The organism is Variovorax sp. AB1(2024) (assembly GCF_037482385.2).
GTDB lineage: Bacteria > Pseudomonadota > Gammaproteobacteria > Burkholderiales > Burkholderiaceae_C > Variovorax.
Genome location: NZ_JBBHKP020000001.1, coordinates 3385616 through 3407640, shown reverse-complemented (window position 1 = coordinate 3407640; position 22025 = coordinate 3385616). Strand labels below are relative to the sequence as shown.

Annotated in this window: 21 protein-coding genes and 1 tRNA gene; 10 read left to right on the top strand and 12 right to left on the bottom strand. The window is 67.1% G+C overall.

Annotated features, from left to right (window positions below):
• Nucleotides 1-55 precede the first annotated feature (55 nt).
• The 6 genes from rimO to WIX39_RS15880 form a co-directional block, all read right to left on the bottom strand.
• Nucleotides 56-1462 (bottom strand): 30S ribosomal protein S12 methylthiotransferase RimO, encoded by a 1407-nt coding sequence (gene rimO, locus WIX39_RS15905; protein WP_081267272.1) that lies wholly within the window; start codon nt 1460-1462, stop codon nt 56-58.
• 78 nt (nt 1463-1540) lie between these two features.
• On the bottom strand, nt 1541-2101 hold the full coding sequence (gene phaR, locus WIX39_RS15900) for a polyhydroxyalkanoate synthesis repressor PhaR (protein ID WP_081267273.1): 561 nt from the start codon (nt 2099-2101) through the stop codon (nt 1541-1543).
• Nucleotides 2102-2175: 74 nt separating this feature from the next.
• Nucleotides 2176-2529 (bottom strand): hypothetical protein, encoded by a 354-nt coding sequence (locus WIX39_RS15895; RefSeq protein ID WP_409195366.1) that lies wholly within the window; start codon nt 2527-2529, stop codon nt 2176-2178.
• 265 nt (nt 2530-2794) lie between these two features.
• A tRNA-Val gene (locus tag WIX39_RS15890) sits at nt 2795-2871 on the bottom strand.
• 48 nt (nt 2872-2919) lie between these two features.
• Complete coding sequence (locus tag WIX39_RS15885; RefSeq protein WP_234382854.1) at nt 2920-5109, bottom strand: RelA/SpoT family protein; 2190 nt, start codon at nt 5107-5109, stop codon at nt 2920-2922.
• Between the two features lie 61 nt (nt 5110-5170).
• A complete protein-coding gene (locus WIX39_RS15880) occupies nt 5171-6172 on the bottom strand; it encodes an alpha/beta fold hydrolase (protein ID WP_409195365.1) in 1002 nt (333 codons plus the stop codon).
• Between the two features lie 26 nt (nt 6173-6198).
• On the opposite strand from WIX39_RS15880, the gene WIX39_RS15875 reads away from it, so the two are divergent.
• Complete coding sequence (locus tag WIX39_RS15875; RefSeq protein ID WP_409195364.1) at nt 6199-6969, top strand: 3-hydroxybutyrate dehydrogenase; 771 nt, start codon at nt 6199-6201, stop codon at nt 6967-6969.
• Between the two features lie 27 nt (nt 6970-6996).
• Here the strand turns inward: WIX39_RS15875 and WIX39_RS15870 are convergent, their stop codons facing one another.
• Together WIX39_RS15870 and WIX39_RS15865 are read right to left on the bottom strand one after the other, a co-directional pair.
• Nucleotides 6997-7701 carry an SIMPL domain-containing protein gene (locus WIX39_RS15870; protein WP_409195363.1) on the bottom strand — a complete coding sequence of 235 codons (705 nt, stop codon included), beginning with the start codon at nt 7699-7701 and terminating at the stop codon, nt 6997-6999.
• A gap of 74 nt (nt 7702-7775) precedes the next feature.
• Entirely contained in the window at nt 7776-8138 is a 363-nt protein-coding gene (locus tag WIX39_RS15865; RefSeq protein ID WP_106934702.1) for a hypothetical protein, read from the bottom strand.
• A 173-nt stretch (nt 8139-8311) separates the two neighbouring features.
• Between WIX39_RS15865 and ompR the strand changes: the two genes are divergently transcribed.
• Both ompR and WIX39_RS15855 read left to right on the top strand, forming a co-directional pair.
• Entirely contained in the window at nt 8312-9043 is a 732-nt protein-coding gene (gene ompR, locus WIX39_RS15860) for an osmolarity response regulator transcription factor OmpR (RefSeq protein WP_007837017.1), read from the top strand.
• Nucleotides 9044-9118: 75 nt separating this feature from the next.
• On the top strand, nt 9119-10540 hold the full coding sequence (locus WIX39_RS15855; protein ID WP_081267293.1) for a sensor histidine kinase: 1422 nt from the start codon (nt 9119-9121) through the stop codon (nt 10538-10540).
• An 11-nt stretch (nt 10541-10551) separates the two neighbouring features.
• Here WIX39_RS15855 and ispF read toward each other — a convergent pair whose 3' ends face one another.
• Together ispF and ispD are read right to left on the bottom strand one after the other, a co-directional pair.
• Nucleotides 10552-11040, bottom strand: coding sequence for a 2-C-methyl-D-erythritol 2,4-cyclodiphosphate synthase (gene ispF, locus WIX39_RS15850; protein WP_081267279.1), 489 nt, complete (start codon nt 11038-11040; stop codon nt 10552-10554).
• Complete coding sequence (gene ispD, locus WIX39_RS15845) at nt 11037-11759, bottom strand: 2-C-methyl-D-erythritol 4-phosphate cytidylyltransferase (protein ID WP_106934703.1); 723 nt, start codon at nt 11757-11759, stop codon at nt 11037-11039. Before ispD ends, ispF begins: the two co-directional genes overlap by 4 nt.
• Before the next feature lie 119 nt (nt 11760-11878).
• Here ispD and mfd point away from each other — a divergent pair, with 119 nt between their 5' ends.
• The 3 genes from mfd to WIX39_RS15830 all read left to right on the top strand — a co-directional run bounded on the left by mfd (nt 11879) and on the right by WIX39_RS15830 (nt 17392).
• Nucleotides 11879-15361, top strand: a complete 3483-nt coding sequence (mfd, locus tag WIX39_RS15840) for a transcription-repair coupling factor (protein ID WP_081267281.1) — start codon at nt 11879-11881, stop codon at nt 15359-15361.
• A complete protein-coding gene (gene serB, locus WIX39_RS15835; RefSeq protein ID WP_409195362.1) occupies nt 15358-16071 on the top strand; it encodes a phosphoserine phosphatase SerB in 714 nt (237 codons plus the stop codon). The genes mfd and serB overlap by 4 nt, the downstream gene beginning before the upstream one ends.
• A gap of 256 nt (nt 16072-16327) precedes the next feature.
• Entirely contained in the window at nt 16328-17392 is a 1065-nt protein-coding gene (locus WIX39_RS15830) for an Ldh family oxidoreductase (protein ID WP_409195361.1), read from the top strand.
• Nucleotides 17393-17405: 13 nt separating this feature from the next.
• Here the strand turns inward: WIX39_RS15830 and WIX39_RS15825 are convergent, their stop codons facing one another.
• Entirely contained in the window at nt 17406-17735 is a 330-nt protein-coding gene (locus WIX39_RS15825; RefSeq protein ID WP_409195360.1) for a DUF6172 family protein, read from the bottom strand.
• Nucleotides 17736-17861: 126 nt separating this feature from the next.
• Between WIX39_RS15825 and WIX39_RS15820 the strand changes: the two genes are divergently transcribed.
• Together WIX39_RS15820 and WIX39_RS15815 are read left to right on the top strand one after the other, a co-directional pair.
• Nucleotides 17862-18884 (top strand): histone deacetylase family protein, encoded by a 1023-nt coding sequence (locus WIX39_RS15820; RefSeq protein ID WP_409195359.1) that lies wholly within the window; start codon nt 17862-17864, stop codon nt 18882-18884.
• Between the two features lie 66 nt (nt 18885-18950).
• Nucleotides 18951-19178, top strand: a complete 228-nt coding sequence (locus tag WIX39_RS15815) for a hypothetical protein (RefSeq protein ID WP_081267286.1) — start codon at nt 18951-18953, stop codon at nt 19176-19178.
• Nucleotide 19179: 1 nt separating this feature from the next.
• On the opposite strand, the gene WIX39_RS15810 is transcribed toward WIX39_RS15815, so the two are convergent.
• Nucleotides 19180-20367 carry a PLP-dependent aminotransferase family protein gene (locus tag WIX39_RS15810; protein ID WP_106934709.1) on the bottom strand — a complete coding sequence of 396 codons (1188 nt, stop codon included), beginning with the start codon at nt 20365-20367 and terminating at the stop codon, nt 19180-19182.
• Nucleotides 20368-20476: 109 nt separating this feature from the next.
• On the opposite strand from WIX39_RS15810, the gene nth reads away from it, so the two are divergent.
• Both nth and WIX39_RS15800 read left to right on the top strand, forming a co-directional pair.
• A complete protein-coding gene (nth, locus tag WIX39_RS15805; RefSeq protein ID WP_409195358.1) occupies nt 20477-21124 on the top strand; it encodes an endonuclease III in 648 nt (215 codons plus the stop codon).
• 31 nt (nt 21125-21155) lie between these two features.
• Nucleotides 21156-22004: an Ivy family c-type lysozyme inhibitor gene (locus WIX39_RS15800; protein WP_409195357.1), complete on the top strand. Its 849-nt coding sequence runs from the start codon at nt 21156-21158 to the stop codon at nt 22002-22004.
• Nucleotides 22005-22025: the final 21 nt, after the last annotated feature.

The following is a 22025-nucleotide window of genomic DNA, read 5'->3' as shown; positions in this document are numbered from 1 at the left end:
TCCGAAACAAGCCACCGGTCTCCGGTGGCTTTTTTCTTGTCCGTTCGAATCTGCATCAAATCGGCAGGGCGATCAGGTCGTGACCTTCGGCGCCCACGATGCGCGCGCGCGTGAACTCGCCGACCTTCAGCGTCTTGCTGATCTTCTCGGGCGGCAGCAGGCGCACGGTGCCATCGATCTCCGGCGCATCGGCGTACGTGCGCCCCACTCCACCCTTGCGGCCCAGGCCCGGCGCCGAATCGACCAGCACCTGCATGGTCGAACCGATGCGACGCTGGAGCTTGGCGATCGACACAGCCTCCGCCACTTCCATGAAGCGGGCACGGCGCGCTTCGCGTTCCGGTTCGGGCAGCATGCCCGGAATGTCGTTCGCAGTGGCGCCTTCGACCGGGCTGTAGGCAAAGCAACCGGCACGATCGATCTCGGCTTCGCGGATGAAGTCGAGCAGATGCTCGAATTCCTGTTCGGTTTCGCCAGGAAAGCCGGCGATGAAAGTGCTGCGGACCACGAGCTCCGGGCACACCTCGCGCCAACGCGCAAGACGCTCGAGGTTCTTCTCGCCGCTGGCCGGGCGCTTCATGCGCTTGAGCACATCGGGGTGGCTGTGCTGAAGCGGCACGTCGAGATACGGCAGCACCTGTCCGCTTGCCATCAGCGGAATGACTTCGTCCACGCTCGGGTACGGGTACACGTAGTGCAGGCGAACCCAGGCGCCGTAGGGCTCGGCGATCTCACCGAGCGTGCGCACCAGCTCGAGCATGCGGGTCTTGACCGGCTTGCCGTCCCAGAAACCGGTGCGGTACTTCACGTCGACGCCGTAGGCCGAGGTGTCCTGGCTGATCACGAGCAGCTCTTTCACGCCGCCCTCGAACAGAGCCTTGGCTTCGCTCAGCACATCGCCGACAGGCCGCGACACGAGGTCGCCGCGCATCGACGGGATGATGCAGAAGGTGCACCGGTGGTTGCAGCCTTCGCTGATCTTCAGGTAGGCGTAGTGGCGCGGCGTCAGCTTGAGCCCGGCAACGCCGAAGGTGTTGGGCACCAGGTCGATGAACGGGTCGTGCGGCTTGGGCAGGTTCGCATGCACCGCATCCATCACCTCCTGCGTCGCATGGGGGCCGGTAACGGCCAGCACGCTCGGATGCATCTGGCGCACCAGGTTGCCGCCTTGGTCGCCGGTCTTGGCCCCCAGGCAACCCGTGACGATGACGCGGCCGTTCTCGGCCAGCGCTTCGCCGATGGTGTCCAGGCTCTCCTTCACGGCATCGTCGATGAAGCCGCAGGTGTTGACGATCACGAGATCGGCACCTTCGAAGGTCTTGGCGGTCTGATAACCCTCGGCACTCAGCTGGGTCAGGATCAATTCGGAATCGGTAAGGGCCTTGGGGCAGCCCAGGCTCACGAATCCGACCTTGGGGGCGGTCGGCGTGGCCGTTCGTTCGGGGGAGGCAACTTCGCTCATATGCCTCTATTGTCCCAGCTATCGGCGACGGCCGGGCGCCCTTCGAAAAACCTTCGACTTACGGCGATCGGGCGGTACTCACGGACGCTTGATGCCAAAGGCCCCCAAAACCTGCTCGGTGTTTTTCTGCATCTGCTCCTGCATCTGCAGGAAAACGTTCTTGGACTGCTCGACGTAGTTGCCCATCAGCCCCTGCAGCATCGGCGACTGCATGGTCATGAAGCGCGACCACATCTCGGGCGTCAGGCCCTCGGCCTTGTCGGCCAACTGCGCCTGCACTTCGGTCATGGCCTGGATGTTCTTCTCGAGATACGGCCCCATGTACCCCTGCATCGCCTGTCCGTAGAAGCGAATGATGTTGGCCAGCACCTGCTCGGTGAACATCGGCGCGCCGCCCGCCTCTTCTTCGAGAATGATCTGCAGGAGGATGCTGCGCGTGAGGTCGTCGCCGGTCTTGGCATCGCGCACCACGAACTGCGCATTCTGGATGACCAACTGCTTCACCTCGGTCAAGGTGATGTACGTCGATGTCTCGGTGTCGTAGAGCCTTCGGTTGGGGTATTTCTTGATCACACGCTGTACCGGCTTGACCCCGGACTTCTTGCTCTGCACTGCGGACTCCTTCACATGGACGCCCATGTCATCGGATGATTCTAGGGAGCCGTTTTGCTGCATCGCGACAAGGTTTACCCTGACCGCGCGCCGTACATTGTTCAATCCGGCGATGTTGCGTACTCCGCGCCGCATGCGTGGCAGAGCGCGGTTTCGGGCCGCTCTGCAGCGGTATCACGAAAACGCAGCGGATTCTTCTGCCCGTAGACAACCCAGCAGCGCGGGCAGTGCTCCTGCCCGGCGGTAGGAAGATAGGCGCGCGCACGCTGTTCTGCCCGCTCTTCGGTCACCGGCATACCCTGGCGTTGTGCACGCGCTACCTCGCGTGCGGCCATGGTGTCGGTGCGGCCGCTCGAGTGGTCGTTGATGCCGTAGACAGCGCGTGCAAACTCGAGAGGAGCCTGCCTCATCAGCGCCGCGAGACGCCTCTCGCCATGAGCCGGATCAACCAGCATTGATCGCGTATGTATCGGATCGCTAATCAAGAAAATTGGAATGAAATTTCAGAGCCCTCAAGGTAGCACAACAACAAGGCCGAGGTCTTCCAAAACCAGACTGCATGACGCAAACATCCGAACGCTGATGTCGGATCTGTGCGAGATGAATTGATGGTGCCATCAAGGCGGCAAGAAAGAAAAATTGCAGGCTGCTTTTCTAGGCAGCTGCAGTTTTCAAATTTTCCCTGTGGGCCTGAAGACTGGTCTTCTTCAGAGGGAAAATTGGTAGGCGCGATTGGACTCGAACCAACGACCCCCACCATGTCAAGGTGGTGCTCTAACCAGCTGAGCTACGCGCCTAAGGATGTGTCCGAGAAGCAGCTATTGTAGCAGGAGAAATGGCACTTTTTAGCGACGACGTGCAGATCGCACACCAATTACTGCAGTGACCACGCCGAGCACCTGCGTGAGCCGCGCGGCGTCGGCGATTTCAACAGTGAACGTCATCCACGCCGTGCCCTTGATCGATTGCGTCTGCACGCCGATGACGTTCATCTTCTCGCGCGCAAAGACGTCGGAGATATCGCGCAGCAGACCCTGGCGGTCGGCCGCTTCCACGGCCACGTCCACCGCATATACGGGTACGTCGCCCCCCTTCTTGGGAGCACCCCACTCGACATCGATGACGCGCTCGCCATCCTTGGCCGCCATCGTGCGGAAGTTGCTGCAATCGCTGCGGTGAACGCTGACGCCATGCCCGCGCGTGACGAAGCCGCGAATCGCATCCGGCGGCGCCGGCTTGCAGCACTTGGCCAGTTGCGTCATCAATGAAGACACGCCAACCACCAGCACGCCGCCCTTGCCCGACTTCTCGCTGCCGCGTGCCTTCTTGATGAGCACGCCGTCGTCCGGCCCAGGCGCCGGCTCCGGTGGACGCAACAGCGTCTCTATGTTGCGCAGCGAGAACTCGTCCTTGCCGACGACTTCGAACAGATGGTCCGCCGACTTGAAGCCGAGCTGCGAAGCCAGGTCTTCCAGCCGCACCGCCGTCTTGCCTTCTCGCTGCAGCAGCTTCTCGACCGCCTCGCGCCCACGCGCCACGGTCTCGTGCGTGATCTGCGCGTTGAACCATGCGCGCACCTTCGCGCGCGCACGATGGCTGGCGAGATAACCAAGCTCGGCATTGAGCCAGTCGCGCGACGGCCCGCCTTCCTTGGCGGCGATGATCTCGACCGTCTGCCCGTTCGACAGCGGCGTGTTCAGCGGCACCATCGCGCCGTCGACACGCGCACCGCGGCAGCGATGGCCCAGCGTCGTGTGCACGGTGTACGCAAAGTCGACCGGCGTCGCACCTTGCGGCAGCTCGACGATCGCCGCATCGGGCGTAAGTACATAGATGCGGTCGTCGAACAGGCCTTGCCCCTGCAGCCCGCCGGAAAGATCGCGCTCCCACGCCAGCAGTTGCCGCAGCACCGCGATCTTGGCGTCGTACTCGCCGCTCGCCCACACGCCCGCATAGCCCTTGTGGCCAGCTTCCTTGTAGGCCCAATGCGCGGCCACGCCGTGCTCGGCATGGTCGTGCATTTCCTCGGTGCGGATCTGGATCTCGATGGGCTTGCCCGGCTTGCCGTCGACCAGCTCGCGCACCACGGTGTGCAGGGACTGATAGCCGTTGGGCTTCGGCCGCGCGATGTAGTCGTCGAACTCCTCGTCGATGGGCTGGAAGTGCGAATGCACCCAGGCCAGCGCCGCATAGCAGTCCTTCACGTCGGGTACCACCACGCGCAGCGCGAGGATGTCGAAGACCTGCGCGAAGTCGAGCGACTTGCCGCGCATTTTCTTGACGATGCTGTAGATGTTCTTGGGCCGCCCCTGCACCGTGGCCTTGACGCCCTCGGCCTGCAGTTCGCGCTCCAGTTGCGAGCGCAGTTGCTCGACGTGCCCTTCGCGCTCGATGCGCTTCTCGTCGAGCAGCCGCGCGATCAGCTTGTAGGTTTCGGGCTCGAGGAAGCGGAACGAAAGATCCTCGATCTCCCACTTCACCTGCCATATGCCCAGCCGGTTGGCCAGCGGCGCGAACACCTGCAGCGACTCCCGCGCCACGCCTTCGGGCGCCGGCTGCTTGCTTGCCGCCGCATGCCGCAGCGTCTGCAGGCGCGAAGCCAGCCGCAGCATCACCACGCGCAAGTCGCGCGAGAACGCCAGCAGCATTTTGCGCACGTTTTCCGTTTGCGCGCCCGCGCCTTCGGCATGGTTCCCCTGCGAGGCCGAGCGCGCCTGTTCCTGCACGCGCACCAGCTTGGTCGTCTCGACAGCGAGCGCCGCGAAGTTGTCGCCGAACACCTTGGCGATCACTTCCTGCGGACGGTTCAGGTGCTGGCAGGCATAGACCAGGTAGCTCGCCGCCTGCATCGCCTCGGAACCGCCCATCTTCGCGACGATGGCGGCCACTGCATCGGCATGCGCGAGCGTGTTTTCGCCCGTGTCCAGCTTCTCATCGGCAATCAGCGGCTCGGCGAATGCGCGCGCACGCGCCAGCATGTTCTCCATCACCGGCGAGCGCTCGGCTGTTGCGGCGGACAACGGATAGTCGACCATGGCCGCGTCGGTCACGGGCGCCGTCTGGAGGCTCGAGGAATCGCGCTTCACGCTTCTTCACTCAATCGAAGAGGAAGCGGGTGACGACGGCGATCTGTGCGGGGTCGACGAAGGTCGGCGCATGGCCCACGCCTTCGAACTCGACCAGCGCGGCGTGCGGGCCGCGCTGCGTCATCGCTTGCGCGGTTTCGCGCGACAGCAGATCGGACACGGCGCCGCGCGTGATGAGCGTGCGCGCCTCGATGGCGTCGTACAGGCCCCACATGATCGCGCCGCCCTGCGCCGCGGCCTCGGGAGTGATGGCCCGCAGAGCCACGCCGATGGCGGGGTCGTAGTGCAACAGCCAGCCGCCCTCTTCACTGCCCTCCTCGCCGCTTGCCTCGACCTTGGCCGAGCCGTCGGCCGTGCGCCGGGACGCCGGCACAACCATGTGCCGCGACAACGCCAGCCATTGTTCCGGCGTGTGCGGCCCGAAAGTGGTCGACAGCGCCCACATGGCATCGGCCGCTGCCTGCACGCTTTCGTAGCGGCCGCTCTTGCCCACGTAGGCGCCGATGCGCTGCACAGCAGCAGGCTCGATGGTCGGGCCGACATCATTCAGGACGAACCGGCGGATCGGCCGGGCCAGGGGCAGCTCCTTGTGCCCCGCGAGCACGAAGCCGATCAGCCCGCCCATGCTGGTGCCGATGTAGTCGAGCGTGTCGATGGGCTGTTCGCGATGCAGCTGCGCCACCAGAGCCACCATGTCGGCCGCGTAGACGGGCACCTGGTAGAAGGACGGATCGCGCAGCCAGTCGCTGCGTCCGCGCCCGACCACGTCGGGGCAGACCACGCGCACGTTGCCGCCGGCGCGTGCCACGATGGCCTGTGCCAGCAAGTCGAAATCGCGCCCCTGCCGGGTCAGGCCGTGCACGCAGACGACGACGTGCGCACTGCGTGCGTCGCCCCATTGCCAATAGGCCATGCGATGGCCGCCTTGGGCGTCGTCGCACGCCACGTAATGAAGCGTCGGTTCGGTCATGAAAACGAAGTCGTCCTGGTGCGGATAATTGTCTCGTCGCATCCTAATTCATCCGGAGATTGATCTACATGCTCAAAGGCAAAACCGCGCTTGTCACGGGGTCCACAAGCGGCATCGGCCTGGCTATCGCCAAGTCGCTCGCGCAGCAGGGCGCGAACATCGTGCTCAATGGTTTCGGCGACGCCGAGGCCCCAAGGTCGCAGATCGAGGCGCTGGGCGTTCGCGCCGAATACCACGGGGCCGACATGAGCAAGCCCACGCAGATCGAGGACATGATGAAGTTCGCCGCGTCGAAGTTCGGCCGCGTCGACATCCTCGTGAACAACGCCGGCATCCAGCACGTGGCCAAGGTCGAGGACTTTCCCGCCGAACGTTGGGACGCCATCATCGCGATCAACCTCACCAGCGCATTCCACACGACCCGGCTGGCGATTCCGGCGATGCGCGAGGCCAACTGGGGCCGCGTCATCAACATCGCCTCCGCCCACGGGCTCGTGGCGTCGGCACAGAAGTCGGCCTACGTGGCGGCCAAGCACGGCATCGTCGGCCTGACCAAGTCGGTCGCGCTGGAAACCGCGACCACCGGCGTCACCGTCAATGCCATCTGCCCCGGCTGGGTGCTCACGGCGCTGGTGCAAAAGCAGATCGACGACCGCGCGGCGCGCGAAGGCATCACGCCCGCGCAGGCGCAGAACGAACTGCTGGGCGAAAAGCAGCCTTCGCTGCAGTTCACCACCGTCGAGCAGCTGGGCGGCCTGGCCGTGTTCCTGTGCTCGCCGGCGGCCGACCAGGTCCGGGGCGTTGCCTGGGCCATGGACGGCGGCTGGACTGCCCAGTAGAGGGTAGCCCGGCGGTACGCAGCCTTCTTATTTGAGCTGCACGGAACCCGACACGTTCACGACCACGCTGGTCTTGCCGGCCTCGACCGGCACGGCCGAATCGGAAGAGAACGACGCCTTCGCCTGCATCGCCATCATGCGCGGGCGCGGGCCGTTGTCGCTCGCGTTCACAGACACCTCGCGCAGCGTGTAGCCGCCGAAGCCGAAGCCCTTGGCCAGCTCGGCGGCCTTCTGCTTGAAGTTCTCGATGGCGATGCCCTGCGCCTCGGCCTCGGTCTTGGCGCGCTGCTCGCGGCTCAGGCCGAAACCGACATTGCCCACGCTCAGCGTGCTGATGCGGCCGGCGGTCTGGGTGATGCGCGGGAAATCGCGGCCCTCGAGCACCAGCTCGGTGGAGCCCTGCCAGCCGTTGATCTTGCCGTCCTTGGTGTAGCGCGGCGAGAGGCTGAAATTGCCGGTGTGCACGTCCAGCTGGCCCGACTGGGCGCTCTTCCTGGCCTCGCTCAGGGCGGCATCGAGCGCTGCCTTGAGCTGCGTCTGCACGGTGGCGGCATCGGTGGCGTCGCGGGTGGTGGTGAGCGTCATGCTCAGCATGTCCTGCTGCACCTCGACCGTTCCGGCCGCCGACAGCTGCAGCACGTTCTGCGGCGCGGGCGTGACGACGCTTTGCGCGATGGCGGTGCCGGCCATGGCCAGGGCGGCGCAGGCCGCGAGCAATTTGATGGTTTTCAAGGTGTAGTTCTCCCCAGTTGGTATGAAAGACAAGCCGAAGCCGGCAGGCCATCCGGCTGGCCCGCCGGAACGCCTCAGCGGCGTTGGCTGCTTGGAGACGTCAGCGGACGGGCCGCGGTCGGCGGTGCCGGTGCGATCCGCTCGGCCGGCTGCGATTCTGCCGAATTGACCAATGCACCCGCGGCGGGCGGGGTCCATTGGCCGCGAACCTGCTGGCGCAGCTCGAACAGTTCGGCGGCCGTCAGCCGCCGTCCGGCCATGGCTTCCTCGCGGCGGACCTCTTCGCGCTGCCCGGCCCGATGGGCCGCGACGGCATCGCGAACCTCGCTGCGGCGCACCTCGCCCACCCTCAGGAAATTGCCGGGAACCGCCTGCGCCCACAGCGGCGCACAGGCACAGGCGACAAGAAATGACCGGGCGAAATATGGTTGTCTCATTGAGCGAAAGTCATAAGGCAGGAGTGACTTTGCCACCTCAACGCGTACGGCTGGTGACCAGACCGCGAGCGTCCGCAAGTTTTGTAACTTAGTGTCAAACCATAAGTAAATCTGGCTCAACGGGTGCTCAACGCCTTCAGAATCGGCCCTGTTACAAATTCATCGTTGTAGAAATGACTCAAGTTCCCGCTCGCACCGACAAGATCGTGATCGTCGACGACGACGCCCGCATCCGCGACCTGCTGCGCCGCTACCTGACGCAGGAAGGTTTCGAAGTGATCGTGGCCGAGGACGGCAAGGCGCTCAACCGCATCCTGTTGCGCGACACGGTCGACCTGATCGTGCTCGACCTGATGATGCCCGGCGAAGACGGCCTCTCGGTCTGCCGCCGCCTGCGCGCCGCCAATGACCGCACGCCGATCATCATGCTCACCGCCAAGGGCGAGGACGTGGACCGCATCGTCGGCCTCGAAGTCGGCGCCGACGACTACCTCGGCAAGCCATTCAACCCCCGCGAACTGCTGGCCCGCGTGCACGCCGTGCTGCGCCGCCGTCCGCCGCTCGAGGCGCCCGGCGCCCCTTCCACGGAGAACGAGACCGTCACCTTCGGCCCGTTCGCTTTCGATCTCGGCTCGCGCACCCTGAAGAAGGATGGCGAAGAACTCTCGCTGACCACCGGCGAGTTCGCGATGCTGAAGGCGCTGGTGCGCCATCCGCGTCAACCGCTGTCGCGCGAAAAGCTGGCCCAGCTGGCGCGCGGGCGCGAGTTCGAGCCCTTCGACCGCAGCCTGGACGTGCAGATCTCGCGCCTGCGCAAGCTGGTCGAGTCCGACGCCGCAGCGCCGCGCTACATCCAGACCGTCTGGGGCGTGGGCTACGTGTTCGTGCCGGACGGCACGGCCTGACCGCCCGTTTGAAAGGTGCCCATCGGCCAACCCGCCAGACAGGGCCTGGTCCAGGAGGACGGCGCACAGGTCACGATGCCGAGCCCGCTCGAGGCGAGTTCGCACCGTGACCGTCGCCCCGGCCTCAAGCTGGGTTTCAGCCTTTTCTGGCGCACCTTCTTCCTCCTCGCGCTGCTGCTGATCGGCTGTACGGTCGCCTGGCTGCAGACCTTCCGCTCGCTCGAATACGAGCCTCGTGCCATCCAGACCGCGCACCAGATCGCCTCGCTCGTGAACCTCACGCGCGCGGCGCTGGTGTATTCGGACGCGATCACGCGGGTCTCGCTGATCAAGACGCTGGCCGACCAGGAAGGCGTGCGCATCCTGCCGCGCGAGCCCAACGACCGCTTCGAGCCCTACACCAGCGGTGCACTCGACCTGCGCGTGACCGAGGAACTGATCGACCAGCTCGGCGAAGGCACCACGGTGGCGAGCCGCGTGAACGACGAAGCCGGCCTGTGGATCGGCTTCACCATCGAGAGCGACACCTACTGGCTGCTGCTCGACCCCACGCGCTTCAGCCGCGTGGGCGGACGCACCTGGCTGGTCTGGCTGAGCACGGCGATGGCGCTGTCGCTGGCGGGTGCGGCGCTGATCACGCGGCTCATCAACCTGCCGCTCAAGCAGCTGTCGCGCGCGACCATGCAGGTGCGCGAAGGCGAATACGAGGCCCACCGGCTCGACGAGCGCGCCCGCACCAACGAGATCCGCGCCGTGAACATCGGCTTCAACCGCATGGCCGACCAGCTCGCCAAGATCGAGCAGGACCGCGCCATCATGCTGGCCGGCATCTCGCACGACCTGCGCACGCCGCTGGCACGGCTGCGGCTCGAAACCGAGATGAGCGTGGCCGACGAGGACGCCCGCGACCACATGGCCGCCGACATCGCCCAGCTCGACGCGATCATCGACAAGTTCCTCGACTACGCCCGGCCCGACCATGTCGATCCGCGCCCGGTGCTGCTGCGCGACGTGGTCGACGCCTGCACCTACGCCGTGCAGGACTACGACGAGATGAACATCACCGTCGACGTGCCCGCCGACCTGCGCGTGCTGGGCGACGAGGTCGAACTCACGCGGGTGATCTCCAACCTGGTCGAGAACGCGCGGCGCTACGGCAAGACGCCCTCCACCGGCGTGGCCGACGTGACGATCCAGGCGCAGGCCAACAACGACGCGGTGCTGATCAAGGTGCGAGACCACGGCGCGGGCGTGGAGCCTGCCCTGCTCTCGCAGCTGACCAAGCCCTTCTTCCGCGGCGACACCGCCCGCACCTCGGCGGCCGGCGCGGGCCTGGGCCTGTCGATCGTGGCGAAGAACATCGAACGCATGGGCGGCACCTTCGCGCTGACCAGCACGCCGGGGCGCGGCCTCGCGGCCCACATCCGGATGCCGCGCGCAATGCCGGCGGCGGCCGGCAAGCCCGGAGAGTCGCAGGGCGGCAAGAAGCCGGCCTGAGCGCCTCCGCCTCAGCGGTGAAGCAGAACGGCCGCGCGCGCTTCCATCGCGCGGCCTTCGCCCACCGGGCCCAGCTTCTCGGCCGTCTTGGCCTTCACGTTCACCTGTTCCAGCGCCACGCCCAGCGTGTCGGCGATGCGCTGGCACATGAGCGGAATGTGCGGCGCCAGCTTGGGCGCCTGGGCGATCACGGTGCTGTCGACGTTGCCGATCTCCCAGCCCGCCGCGCGCACCCGGCGTGCCGCCTCGGCCAGCAGCACCGACGAATCGGCACCGCGGAACTGCGGATCGGTGTCCGGAAAATGCCGGCCGATGTCGCCCAGCCCGGCGCCGCCCAGCAGCGCGTCGGTGATGGCATGCAGCAGCACGTCGGCGTCCGAATGGCCCAGCAGGCCGGTGACGTGCGGCACCTCGATGCCGCCCAGGATCAGCTTGCGCCCGGCCACCAGCTGGTGAACGTCCCAGCCCTCGCCGACGCGGATGTTGAAAGCGCCCGTCATGCCATGCCCTTCCTGCGGCCGAGCAGCACGGCCTCTGCGAGTGCGAAGTCTTCGGGATAGGTCACCTTGAAGTTCTGGGCGCTGCCCGGCACCAGCAGCGGCGACAGGCCAATGGCCTCGATGGCGCCGGCCTCGTCGGTCACGGCGTCGCCGATGCGCTCCAGCGCGTCGAGCAGCATGCCGATGCGGAACATCTGCGGCGTCTGCGCCAGCCATTTGTCGGCGCGCGGCAGGGTCTGGGCCACGCGGCTTTCCGTCGTCGATGCTTTCAGCGTATCCGCCAGCCGGTGGGCCAGCAGGCCGCCCACGGCGTCGTGCTCGCAGGCGGCAATCAGCGCCTCGATCTGGCTGGAGCTGACGAGGCAGCGCGCCGCGTCGTGCACCAGCACCCAGTCGTGCGCGCCGGCGCCCTTCTGCCGCAGCGCCGCCAGGCCGTTGCGCACCGTGGCCGCCCGGGTCAGGCCGCCCACGCGCAGCAGGTATTCGTTCTCTGCTGGAAAGCGCGGCAGCGCGGCATCCACATCACGGTCGTCCGGCGACACCACCAGCGCCAGCCCCGCGAAGCGCCCCGCCAGCGCCCGGAAGGCCTCCAGCGTGTGCGCCACCATCGGCAGGCCGGCCAGGCGCTGGTACTGCTTGGGCTGGGTGGACTGCGCATGGCCCGCGCGATGGCCGGAGCCGGCGCAGGGAATCAGCACGAAAAGTCGGGAAGAAGACATGAGGTCCTGTACGGGCGGGCCAATGGCCGACAAGCGGATGAAGGGCCGCCATTCTAGAATTGCCCCTCGCACACCCCTCGCCAGCCGGCGCGGGGTGTTGTGCATTTCCTAAGCGTTACATGGACCTCCCCCACCTCACGGCGGGCAAGCGTTTCACGCTGCCGCGTCCCCCGTTGTCGGCCGATGCACTGCTGCTGGCGCAGCTGGCCATGCGCGAGAAAGCCGCCGGGCGCGCCACGGCGATGTTCACCGCCGATGCCAACGACGCCCAGCGCCTGATCGACGAGATCGCCTTCTTCGCGCCCGACCTGCGCTGCGCCCTGTTCCCCGACTGGGAGACGCTGCCCTACGACAGCTTCTCGCCCCACCAGGACCTGATCAGCGAGCGCCTGGCCACCCTCTGGCGCATCAGCCAGAAGGAAGCCGACGTGGTGCTGGTGCCCGCCACCACCGCGCTCTACCGGCTGGCACCGCCGTCCTTCCTGGCCGGCTACACCTTCCACTTCAAGGCCAAGCAGAAGCTCGAGGAATCGAAGCTCAAGGCCCAGCTCACGCTGGCCGGCTACAGCCACGTGACGCAGGTGGTGAGCCCCGGCGAATATGCGGTGCGCGGCGGGCTGATCGACCTGTTCCCCATGGGCTCGCCGGTGCCCTTCCGCGTCGACCTGTTCGACGACGAGATCGATTCCATCCGCACCTTCGACCCCGACACCCAGCGCAGCCTCTACCCCGTGCCCGAGGTGCGCCTGTTGCCGGGCCGCGAGTTCCCGATGGACGACGACGCGCGCGGGCGCTTCCGGGGCCGCTGGCGCGAGCTGCTGGAAGGCGACCCGACCAAGAGCCGCATCTACAAGGACATGGGCAACGGCGTGGCCACCGCCGGCATCGAGTACTACCTGCCGCTGTTCTTCGACGAGACGGCCACGGTGTTCGACTACCTCGGCCCCGACGCCACCGTGGTGCTGCACGGCGACCTGGAGCCCGCGTTCCAGCACTTCTGGCAGGACACCAACGAGCGCTACCGGCTGGTGCAGGGCGACCCCGAGCGCCCGGCGCTGCCGCCCGAAGCGCTGTTCCTGACCGCCGAGCAGTTCTACCAGCGCGCCAAGCCCCATGCGCAGCTCGCCATCCGCGGCGACGTGCCCACCGAGGCGCCCTACGCCGAGTTCGACAAGCTCCCGCCTTTCGCCGTGGTGCGCGGGGCCGAAGACCCGCTGGTCGGCCTCAAGGCGCACATCGCGAAGACGCCGCACCGCGTGCTGCTGATCGCCGAGAGCGACGGCCGCCGCGAGAGCCTGCTCGACTTCCTGCGCGCCAGCGGCGTGAACCCGCCGGCCTTCGACTCGCTGGCCGAATTCGAAGCCTCCGCCGACGAGAAAGTCGGCATCGCCACCGCCGCGCTGGCTTCGGGCTTCGCGTGGCGCGAGCAAGGCATCGACCTCGTCACCGAAACAGAGCTGTTCGCCACCGCGCCCACCACGCGCCGGCGCAACAAGAAGCAGGAACAGGTCAGCGACGTCGAGGCGCTCATCAAGGATCTGTCGGAGCTGAACGTCGGCGACCCGGTGGTCCACACCGCGCACGGCATCGGCCGCTACCGGGGCCTGATCCACATGGACCTGGGCCAGGGCAACGGCCCCGACGGCAAGCCCCTGCTGCAGGAAATGCTGCACCTGGAGTACGCCGACAAGGCCACGCTCTACGTGCCCGTTTCGCAGCTGCACCAGATCAGCCGCTACACCGGCGTCAGCGCCGACGAGGCACCGCTGCACAAGCTGGGCTCCGGCCAGTGGGACAAAGCCAAGCGCAAGGCTGCCGAGCAGGTGCGCGACTCGGCTGCCGAGCTGCTCAACATCTATGCCCGCCGCGCCGCGCGCGAGGGCCACGCCTTCCGTTATTCGCCGGCCGACTACGAGGTGTTCGCCAACGACTTCGGCTTCCAGGAAACCGCCGACCAGAAGGCCGCGATCCATGCGGTGGTGCAGGACATGATCTCGCCCCAGCCCATGGACCGCCTGGTGTGCGGCGACGTGGGCTTCGGCAAGACCGAAGTTGCGCTGCGCGCCGCCTTCATCGCGGTCACCGGCGGCAAGCAGGTGGCCTTCCTGGCGCCCACCACGCTGCTGGCCGAGCAGCACTACCAGACGCTGGTCGACCGCTTCGCCAAGTGGCCGGTGAAGGTGGCGGAGATGAGCCGCTTCCGCTCCGCCAAGGAAATCACCGCCGCCGCCAAGGGGCTGGCCGAGGGCCAGGTCGACATCGTGGTCGGCACGCACAAGCTGCTTTCGCAGTCGGTCAAGTTCAAGAACCTGGGCCTGCTCATCATCGACGAGGAACACCGCTTCGGCGTGCGCCATAAAGAGGCGATGAAGGCCATGCGCGCCGAGGTCGACGTGCTCACGCTCACCGCCACGCCGATTCCGCGCACGCTGGGCATGGCGCTGGAAGGCCTGCGCGACCTGAGCGTGATCGCCACCGCGCCGCAGCGGCGCCTTGCCATCAAGACCTTCGTGCGCAACGAAGGCACCGGCGTGATCCGCGAAGCCGTGCTGCGGGAGCTCAAGCGCGGCGGCCAGGTCTACTTCCTGCACAACGAGGTCGAGACCATCGAGAACCGCCGCCAGAAGCTCGAGGAAATCCTGCCCGAGGCCCGCATCGCCGTGGCGCACGGCCAGATGCCCGAGCGCGAGCTGGAGCGCGTGATGCGCGACTTCGTGGCGCAGCGCTACAACCTGCTGCTGTGCTCGACCATCATCGAGACCGGCATCGACGTGCCGACCGCCAACACCATCGTGATGAGCCGCGCCGACAAGTTCGGCCTGGCGCAGCTGCACCAGCTGCGCGGCCGCGTCGGCCGTTCGCACCACCAGGCGTATGCCTACCTCATGGTGCCTGACACGGAGGGCCTGACCAAGCAGGCGGCCCAGCGGCTCGACGCCATCCAGCAGATGGAAGAGCTGGGTTCCGGCTTCTACCTGGCCATGCACGACCTGGAGATCCGCGGCACCGGCGAGGTGCTCGGCGAAAGCCAGAGCGGCAACATGATGGAGATCGGCTTCCAGCTCTACAACGAGATGCTCAGCGAGGCCGTGCGCGCGCTCAAGGCCGGCCAGGAGCCCGACCTGCTGTCGCCGCTGTCGGTCACCACCGAGATCAACCTGCACGCCCCCGCCCTGCTGCCCGACGACTACTGCGGCGACGTGCACCTGCGGCTGTCGTTCTACAAGAAGCTGGCCACCGCGAAGACGCCCGACCAGATCGACACGCTGCTCGAGGAAATCGTCGACCGCTTCGGCAAGCTGCCGCCGCAGGCGCAGACGCTGATCGACACGCACCGCCTGCGCGTGCTGGCGCGGCCCTACGGCGTGGTGAAGGTCGATGCCGCGCCGGGCATCATCAACATCACCTTCAGGAAAGACGCGCCGGTCGACGGCATGGCCATCATCCAGCTGATCCAGAAGAACAAGCACATCAAGCTCGCCGGCAACGAGAAGCTGCGCATCGAGCGCGAACTGAAAGAGCCGAAAGACCGGGCCCAGCTGGTGCGCGACGTGCTGCGCAGCCTGGGCCAACCCATCGTCAAGGAAACCGCCACCGCATGAGCGCCATTCAAGAAATCTCCCCCGGCCTGGTCATCCAGCGCGTGAAGCCGCCGCTGAAGCTGGCCGACTTCAAGCTGATCGCGTTCGACATGGACTCGACGCTGATCAACATCGAGTGCATCGACGAGATCGCCGACGCGGTCGGCAAGAAAGACGAAGTGGCGGCCATCACCGAAGCCACGATGCGCGGCGAGATCAAGGACTTCAAGGAGAGCCTGCGCCGCCGCGTGGCGCTGCTCGAGGGCGTGCCGGTCGAGGCGCTGCAGCAGGTGTACGACGAGCGGCTGAAGCTCAACCCGGGCGCGAGCGAGCTGGTCGCGGCCTGCAGGAAGGCCGGCCTCAAGGTGCTGCTGGTGTCGGGCGGCTTCACTTTCTTCGCGAATCGCGTGAAGGAGCGCCTGGGGATCGACTTCGCGCGCTCCAACCTGCTCGACGAAGCCGACGGCAAGCTCACGGGCGAGGTCGTCACGCAAAGCTGGGGCGACATCTGCGACGGTGCCGAAAAACGCCGCACGCTGCTGGAGGTGGCGTCGCTCATGGGCATCTCGCCGCAGGAAACTATCGCCGTCGGAGACGGTGCCAATGACCTGCCGATGATGGGCGAGGCCGGTCTCTCGGTGGCCTACCACGCGAAGCCGAAGGTGCGCGAGCAGGCGATGGTTGCGATCAACGAAGGCGGGCTGGACCGCGTTCTCGAAATACTGCGATGAGATTTTGAGGGCGTGACTCGGGGCGCGCTCCCGCCGACGGGGTACTCTGCTCCGCGAACGTCCCCCGGCCTGCGGCCTCCTCCTTTATTTCGCTGCGCAGAGCACCCCGCCAGCGTGATCGTTCAGCGCACTGGTTGATCGGCCAGCACAACGGAAGCGCCTATGTGCGCAGGGCGCCGGGGGACATTCGCGGAGTGGAGTACCCGATGGCCTGCGCACAAGCCCTGAACAACAGCAAACAACACGACGAGACAACATGACCGACACCACCCCGCTCTACAGCGCCGACGCCCTCAAGGACTACGCCAGCGCCCTCCTCCAGAAAGCCGGGCTCGAAGCATCCAAGGCCGACAGCGTGGCCCGCACCCTGGTCGAAGGCGACCTGCTGGGCCACGACACCCACGGCCTCGCGCTGCTGGCCGGGTATGTGAAGGAACTGGAATCGGGCGGCATGACCCGCGACGGCACACCCGAAGTGCTGTCCGACCGCCCCGCCGCCGTGCTGTGGGACGGCAAGCGACTGCCCGGCCCCTGGCTCATGGACCAGGGCATGGACCTGCTGGTGCCCCGCGCGCGCGAACTGGGCACCGCCTCGCTCGTCATCCGCCGCAGCCACCACATCGCCTGCCTCGCCGTCTACATGCTGCGCGCGCTGCAGGAAGACATGCTCATGCTGCTCGCCTGCTCCGACCCCAACACCGCCAGCGTCGCGCCCTTCGGCGGCACGCAGGCCGTGTTCACGCCCAATCCGCTGGCCATGGGCTTTCCGCTGTCGCAGGGCGGCGTGATGGTCGACATCTCGGCGTCCATCACCACCAACGGCATGAGCAACCGCAAGCGCGCCGCCGGCGAGACCTTCGCCGAGGAATGGCTGATCGATGCCGCCGGCAAGCCGTCGAACGACCCGCAGGTGCTGTTCGACCAGCCGCCCGGCACGCTGCTGCCCGTGGGCGGCCTGAGCCACGGCCACAAGGGCTACGGCATGGCGCTGCTGGTCGAAACGCTCACCGCCGGCCTCGCGGGCCACGGCAGGGCCGACCCGCCCGAAGGCTGGGGCGCCACGGTGCACATCACGCTGCACGACCTGAACGCCTTCGGCGGCAAGGAAGCCTTCCTGCGCCAGATGGACCACGTGGCCGCGCAGTGCCGCGCCAACACGCCCATCGATCCGGCCAAGCCTGTGCGGCTGCCGGGCGAAGGCGGTCTGAAGCGTCGGGATGCGCAATCGAGGAACGGGGTGCGGCTGCACCCGTCGATCGCGCGTGCGCTGCACGATGCCGAGCAGCGCTACGGCCTGCGGCTGGCGCAGGCGCTGGTCTAGACCGGAGGCAGGCTCAGTCTTCTTCGGTTTCTGAAGAGCCGGGAGCGGCTTCGCCCGCGGGCCGCGGCTTGCGCTTGCCGGGCTTGGCCACGACCTCGACATAGAACTGCGTGCCGCCGTCCTTGACCACGCCGTCGATCAGGCCGGTGATGGCCGAGAGGTGGACGACTTCGGCCGATTCCTCGGCCGTGCCGAACTTGCAGTCGAAGTCCCAGAAGTCCGCGCCTTCGGGCAATTCGCGCCGCCGCTCGCGCTTGATGTACTTGCGGATCTCGTGCTTGATGGCTTCGAGGAGACGGTCGGGGTGCTTGCCCTCGACCTGAAGCTGAAAGGTTTTTCTCATGGGTGATCGTAACCAATGTGAAAGCCGCCCAATCCGGCACCGCCCGATGCCCCGGATGGGCACCGATCTTGCTCGCTACCATGGCTGCCAGGCAACAGATACCGCGGCGGCCATGCCGATTCACCCATGCTGACCTTCTTTCATCCGGAGCAACTGCTGCACCACCCGCGCAGCTACCTGTCGCGCGGGCAGATGCGCACCCCACAGGAAATTCCGGACCGCGCGCTGCGGCTCGTCGCCGCCGTGCAGTCGCTCGGCTTCGACCTCCGGACTCCGGGCGATGCCGGCATGGCGCCCTTGACCGCCGTGCACAGCGGCGACTACCTGCGCTTTCTCGAGGAAGCCCATGGCGAATGGAAGCAGATGCCGCCCGACTGGGGCGACGAGGTGATGTCGAACGTCTACGTGCGCGAGCCCAACCGCCTGCGCGGCATCCTGGCCAAGGCGGCGCGCTACCTGGCCGACGGCAGTTGCCCGGTCGGGGCCGAGACCTGGCGTTCGGCGTACTGGTCGGCCCAGAGCGCGGTGGCCGGCGCGGCGGCCATCAACGACGGCGCCCGCGCGGCCTACGCCCTGTGCCGCCCGCCCGGCCACCATGCCCGCGTCGATGCCGCCGGCGGCTTCTGCTACCTCAACAACGCAGCCATTGCCGCGCAGGCATTGCGCGGGCGCTTCGCTCGCGTGGCGGTGCTCGACACCGACATGCATCATGGCCAGGGCATACAGGAGATCTTCTACGGGCGCAGCGACGTGATCTACGTGTCGATCCACGGCGACCCGACCAACTTCTACCCGGCCGTAGCCGGCTACGAGGACGAGCGCGGCGCCGACGAGGGCGAAGGCTTCAATGTCAACTTCCCGATGCCGCACGGCGCACCGGAAGCGGTCTTCTTCGAGCGGCTCGACGACGCAACGCAGGTGCTGCGGCGCTTCGCGCCCGATGCGCTGGTTCTGGCGCTGGGCTTCGACATCTACAAGGACGATCCGCAGTCGCAGGTGGCGGTGACGACCGAGGGCTTCGCCCGGCTGGGCAAGGCTGTTGGCGCGCTGGGCCTGCCGACGCTGATCGTGCAGGAAGGCGGCTATCACCTCGAGAGCCTGGAAGCCAACGCAAGCGCCTTCTTCGGGGGATTCGCGGATATCGCGTGATGGTCTTGGCGGCGGCGGCCGCCGCGCTGTGTACAGTCGGCGCTTCGAATGGAAGCAGGTGAAGACATGGCGCGCGCAAACGACTGGGCAAGCAAGGTGATGGCATTGATCAACGGTGGCAACCCCACCGCAGCCATTGCGCAGATCAAGGTCGCGCCCTCGGTCAAGGACCTGAAGGCGCTGCAGACCATCATGACGCTCTCGAAAATGAAAGGCCGCTATCCGAACGTGGATGCGGCCATTGCGGACAACCTGGAGCTGCTCGCAGCGCCCCGGCTGCACCGCTCGCCGTGATTTACAGCGCCTGACCCAGGCGCTTCACGCCCTCTTCGATCTTGGCCACGTCGGCCGTCGCGAAGCTCAGGCGCAGCGTGGCCACGTCGGGCTTCTCGGCGAAGAACGGCGCGCCGGGCACGAAGGCCACGAGCTTCTCGATGGCGCGCTTGGCCAGTTCGTTCGCATCGGCCAGCTTGCCGTTGGCGCCCGTGAGGCGCGCCCAGAAGAACAGGCCGCCGTTGGGCTGGGTGAAGCTCACCGCGTCGCCCAGTTCGCGCTTGAGCGCATTGCCCATGGCCTGCGCGCGCTGGCCGTACACTTCGCGCACGTGCGCCAGCGTGGCGGGCATGCGGCCGCTCTTGAGGTACTGGGCCGCCGTGGCTTGCGAGAAGGTGCTGGTGTGCGCGTCGCTGAACTGCTTGCACATGGTGGCCTTGGCCAGCAGCTCGGGCGGGGCGATCATCCAGCCGATGCGAAGGCCCGGGCTCAGCACCTTGCTCAGGCTGCCGCAGTGCGCCAGCAGCTCGCGGCTGCCGGGCACGTCCTTGCTCAGGGCCATGATCGACGGCGGCGGGGCTTCGCCGAAGTACAGGTCACCGTAGGGGTCGTCCTCGACGATCAGCGTCTGGTACTTCACGGCGAGCTCGAGCACCTTCTTGCGGCGCTCCAGGCTCAGCATGGCGCCGCTGGGGTTGCCGAAGGTGGGAATCAGGTAGACGAACTTGGGCTTGTGCTCGGCGATGAGCTTCTCGAGCTCGTCGGTCTTCACGCCGTTGGCGTCGATGGGTGCGCTGATGAGCTGCGCGCCGTACAGGCGGAAGCACTGGATGGTGGCCAGGAAGGTCGGCCCCTCGACGATCACCTTGTCGCCGGGCGAGATCATGGTCTTGCCCAGTAGGTCCAGCGCCTGCTGGCTGCCGGTGGTGACGATCAGGCCGGAGGGGTCGACCTCGACGCCCTTGGTCTTCATGAAGGCGCTCAGCTGCGTGCGCAGCGGCTCGTAGCCTTCGGTGGCGCCGTATTGCAGCGCGCCGCCGGGTTCTTCGGTGAGTGCCTTGTTGCTCGCCTCCTTGAGGCCCTCGACGTCGAACATGGCGCTGTCAGGGAAGCCGCCCGCGAAACTGATGATGCCGGGCTTGCCCAGCAGCTTGAAGAGTTCGCGGATGGCGGAGGTCTCGACGTTGTCGAGTCGGGAGGCGAATTGCATGGTTTGGCTCTCTTTCTGGGGTGCCATTGTCGCGAAAGCCGCGGGCAATAAAGCTGCGTAAGGCTTTGGCCTTTCAACGATATATTGCGCTAACGCCGACCTCCGCCCCATGAAAAAAGAAAACATCCCGCTCTTCTTCGCCACGCTGCAGGCGGCCAACCCGGAACCCCAGACCGAACTCGAATACACCACGCCCTTCGAGCTGCTGGCCGCCGTGCTGCTGTCCGCGCAGGCCACCGACGTGGGCGTGAACAAGGCCACGCGCAAGCTGTTCCCGGTGGCGAACACGCCGCAGGCCATCCTCGACCTCGGCGTGGAGGGGCTGGAGGACTACATCAAGACCATCGGCCTGTACCGCAGCAAGGCCAGGCACCTGATCGAGACATGCCGCATGCTGGTGGAGCAGCACGGCGGCGAAGTGCCGCGCACCCGCGCCGAGCTGGAAGCGCTGCCCGGCGTCGGCCGCAAGACCGCCAACGTGGTGCTGAACGTGGCCTTCGGCGAGGCCACCATTGCGGTCGACACGCACATCTTCCGCATGGGCAACCGCACCGGGCTCGCGCCGGGCAAGACGCCGCTGGAGGTGGAACTCAAGCTGGAGAAGCGCGTCCCATTGCAGTACCGGCTGCACGCGCATCACTGGCTCATCCTGCACGGACGCTACGTCTGCGTTGCGCGCAAGCCGCGTTGCTGGGAATGCGCGGTCGCCACCTTCTGCGACTACAAGCCCAAGACACCCGCGCCGAAGACGGCCTGAAGAAACACATCCGACGACACACCGAATGACAATGAAGAAGCCCCCGTCCCGCGCGCTCCTGGCCACCGTCCTGCTCGGCATGGCCGCCTGCTTGCCGGCCGTGTCGTGGTCGCAGGCCGCATCGCCCGGCCTGGGCGCCGATGCGATGGCGCAATACGGCGGGCGCTGGTCGACCGACTGCGCCAACGCCGCCGCACCCACCGTGCAGGTGCACGCCGACATGCTGATCGCCGAAAGCGGCAAGCGCCGCGTGGTCGGCACCGCACCGCAGACGGCCCACAGCTTCTTCGGCAACAGCCCGCCCCCGCCCAACTTCGACGTGGCGCTGATGAGCAGCGTGCCCAAGGCCGGCGCCCTGAACTTCCTGGTCTACCGCGAGGCGCGCGGCCAGTCGATCACGCTGGACGCCGAAAAGCCCGTTGCCGGCCAGCTCGGCCCCGACATGATGAAGCTGCGCTACTGGCGCTGCGACGGCGCCGCGCGCGCCGTGCCGCCGCCGGCCGAAGCCGCCGTGCCAACGAAGCAGCCGGCGCCGCCCACAGGCAGCCCCGCCGCGCTCGCGCAGGGGCCGGCCATGCAGAAGGCCTGGCGCGCCGCACTCGGCACGCGCGAAACCGACCGCTGGCTGGTGCGCCGCGAAGGCCCGGCGCCGGAACCCCAATGGGTGACGGTCGACGGCACGCGCTACCTGCTGCATGCCTTCTGCAAGCCGCACGATTGCTACGACAACAACGCCATCGCCCTGTACGACCAGGGCTCGGGCCGCATCTATGGCCTGGTGCAGCGCGGCGGCAGGAACCGGCTGGTGGGCACGCCGCCCGCCGCGTTGGCGCCCCAGCTCGACAAGCTCTGGCGCGAGCAGTGGCGCAAGAAGAGCTGAGCGACGCCCGCCCCGGGGCCG

What these genes read in the sequence shown, in the direction of transcription:
- rimO (WP_081267272.1), bottom strand. Translation starts at nt 1,462, where the DNA reads ATGAGCGAAGTTGCCTCCCCCGAACGAACGGCCACGCCGACCGCCCCC.
- phaR (WP_081267273.1), bottom strand. Translation starts at nt 2,101, where the DNA reads ATGGGCGTCCATGTGAAGGAGTCCGCAGTGCAGAGCAAGAAGTCCGGG.
- WIX39_RS15895 (WP_409195366.1), bottom strand. Translation starts at nt 2,529, where the DNA reads ATGCTGGTTGATCCGGCTCATGGCGAGAGGCGTCTCGCGGCGCTGATG.
- WIX39_RS15885 (WP_234382854.1), bottom strand. Translation starts at nt 5,109, where the DNA reads ATGGTCGACTATCCGTTGTCCGCCGCAACAGCCGAGCGCTCGCCGGTG.
- WIX39_RS15880 (WP_409195365.1), bottom strand. Translation starts at nt 6,172, where the DNA reads ATGCGACGAGACAATTATCCGCACCAGGACGACTTCGTTTTCATGACC.
- WIX39_RS15875 (WP_409195364.1), top strand. Translation starts at nt 6,199, where the DNA reads ATGCTCAAAGGCAAAACCGCGCTTGTCACGGGGTCCACAAGCGGCATC.
- WIX39_RS15865 (WP_106934702.1), bottom strand. Translation starts at nt 8,138, where the DNA reads ATGAGACAACCATATTTCGCCCGGTCATTTCTTGTCGCCTGTGCCTGT.
- ompR (WP_007837017.1), top strand. Translation starts at nt 8,312, where the DNA reads ATGACTCAAGTTCCCGCTCGCACCGACAAGATCGTGATCGTCGACGAC.
- WIX39_RS15855 (WP_081267293.1), top strand. Translation starts at nt 9,119, where the DNA reads ATGCCGAGCCCGCTCGAGGCGAGTTCGCACCGTGACCGTCGCCCCGGC.
- ispF (WP_081267279.1), bottom strand. Translation starts at nt 11,040, where the DNA reads ATGACGGGCGCTTTCAACATCCGCGTCGGCGAGGGCTGGGACGTTCAC.
- ispD (WP_106934703.1), bottom strand. Translation starts at nt 11,759, where the DNA reads ATGTCTTCTTCCCGACTTTTCGTGCTGATTCCCTGCGCCGGCTCCGGC.
- mfd (WP_081267281.1), top strand. Translation starts at nt 11,879, where the DNA reads ATGGACCTCCCCCACCTCACGGCGGGCAAGCGTTTCACGCTGCCGCGT.
- serB (WP_409195362.1), top strand. Translation starts at nt 15,358, where the DNA reads ATGAGCGCCATTCAAGAAATCTCCCCCGGCCTGGTCATCCAGCGCGTG.
- WIX39_RS15830 (WP_409195361.1), top strand. Translation starts at nt 16,328, where the DNA reads ATGACCGACACCACCCCGCTCTACAGCGCCGACGCCCTCAAGGACTAC.
- WIX39_RS15825 (WP_409195360.1), bottom strand. Translation starts at nt 17,735, where the DNA reads ATGAGAAAAACCTTTCAGCTTCAGGTCGAGGGCAAGCACCCCGACCGT.
- WIX39_RS15820 (WP_409195359.1), top strand. Translation starts at nt 17,862, where the DNA reads ATGCTGACCTTCTTTCATCCGGAGCAACTGCTGCACCACCCGCGCAGC.
- WIX39_RS15815 (WP_081267286.1), top strand. Translation starts at nt 18,951, where the DNA reads ATGGCGCGCGCAAACGACTGGGCAAGCAAGGTGATGGCATTGATCAAC.
- WIX39_RS15810 (WP_106934709.1), bottom strand. Translation starts at nt 20,367, where the DNA reads ATGCAATTCGCCTCCCGACTCGACAACGTCGAGACCTCCGCCATCCGC.
- nth (WP_409195358.1), top strand. Translation starts at nt 20,477, where the DNA reads ATGAAAAAAGAAAACATCCCGCTCTTCTTCGCCACGCTGCAGGCGGCC.
- WIX39_RS15800 (WP_409195357.1), top strand. Translation starts at nt 21,156, where the DNA reads ATGAAGAAGCCCCCGTCCCGCGCGCTCCTGGCCACCGTCCTGCTCGGC.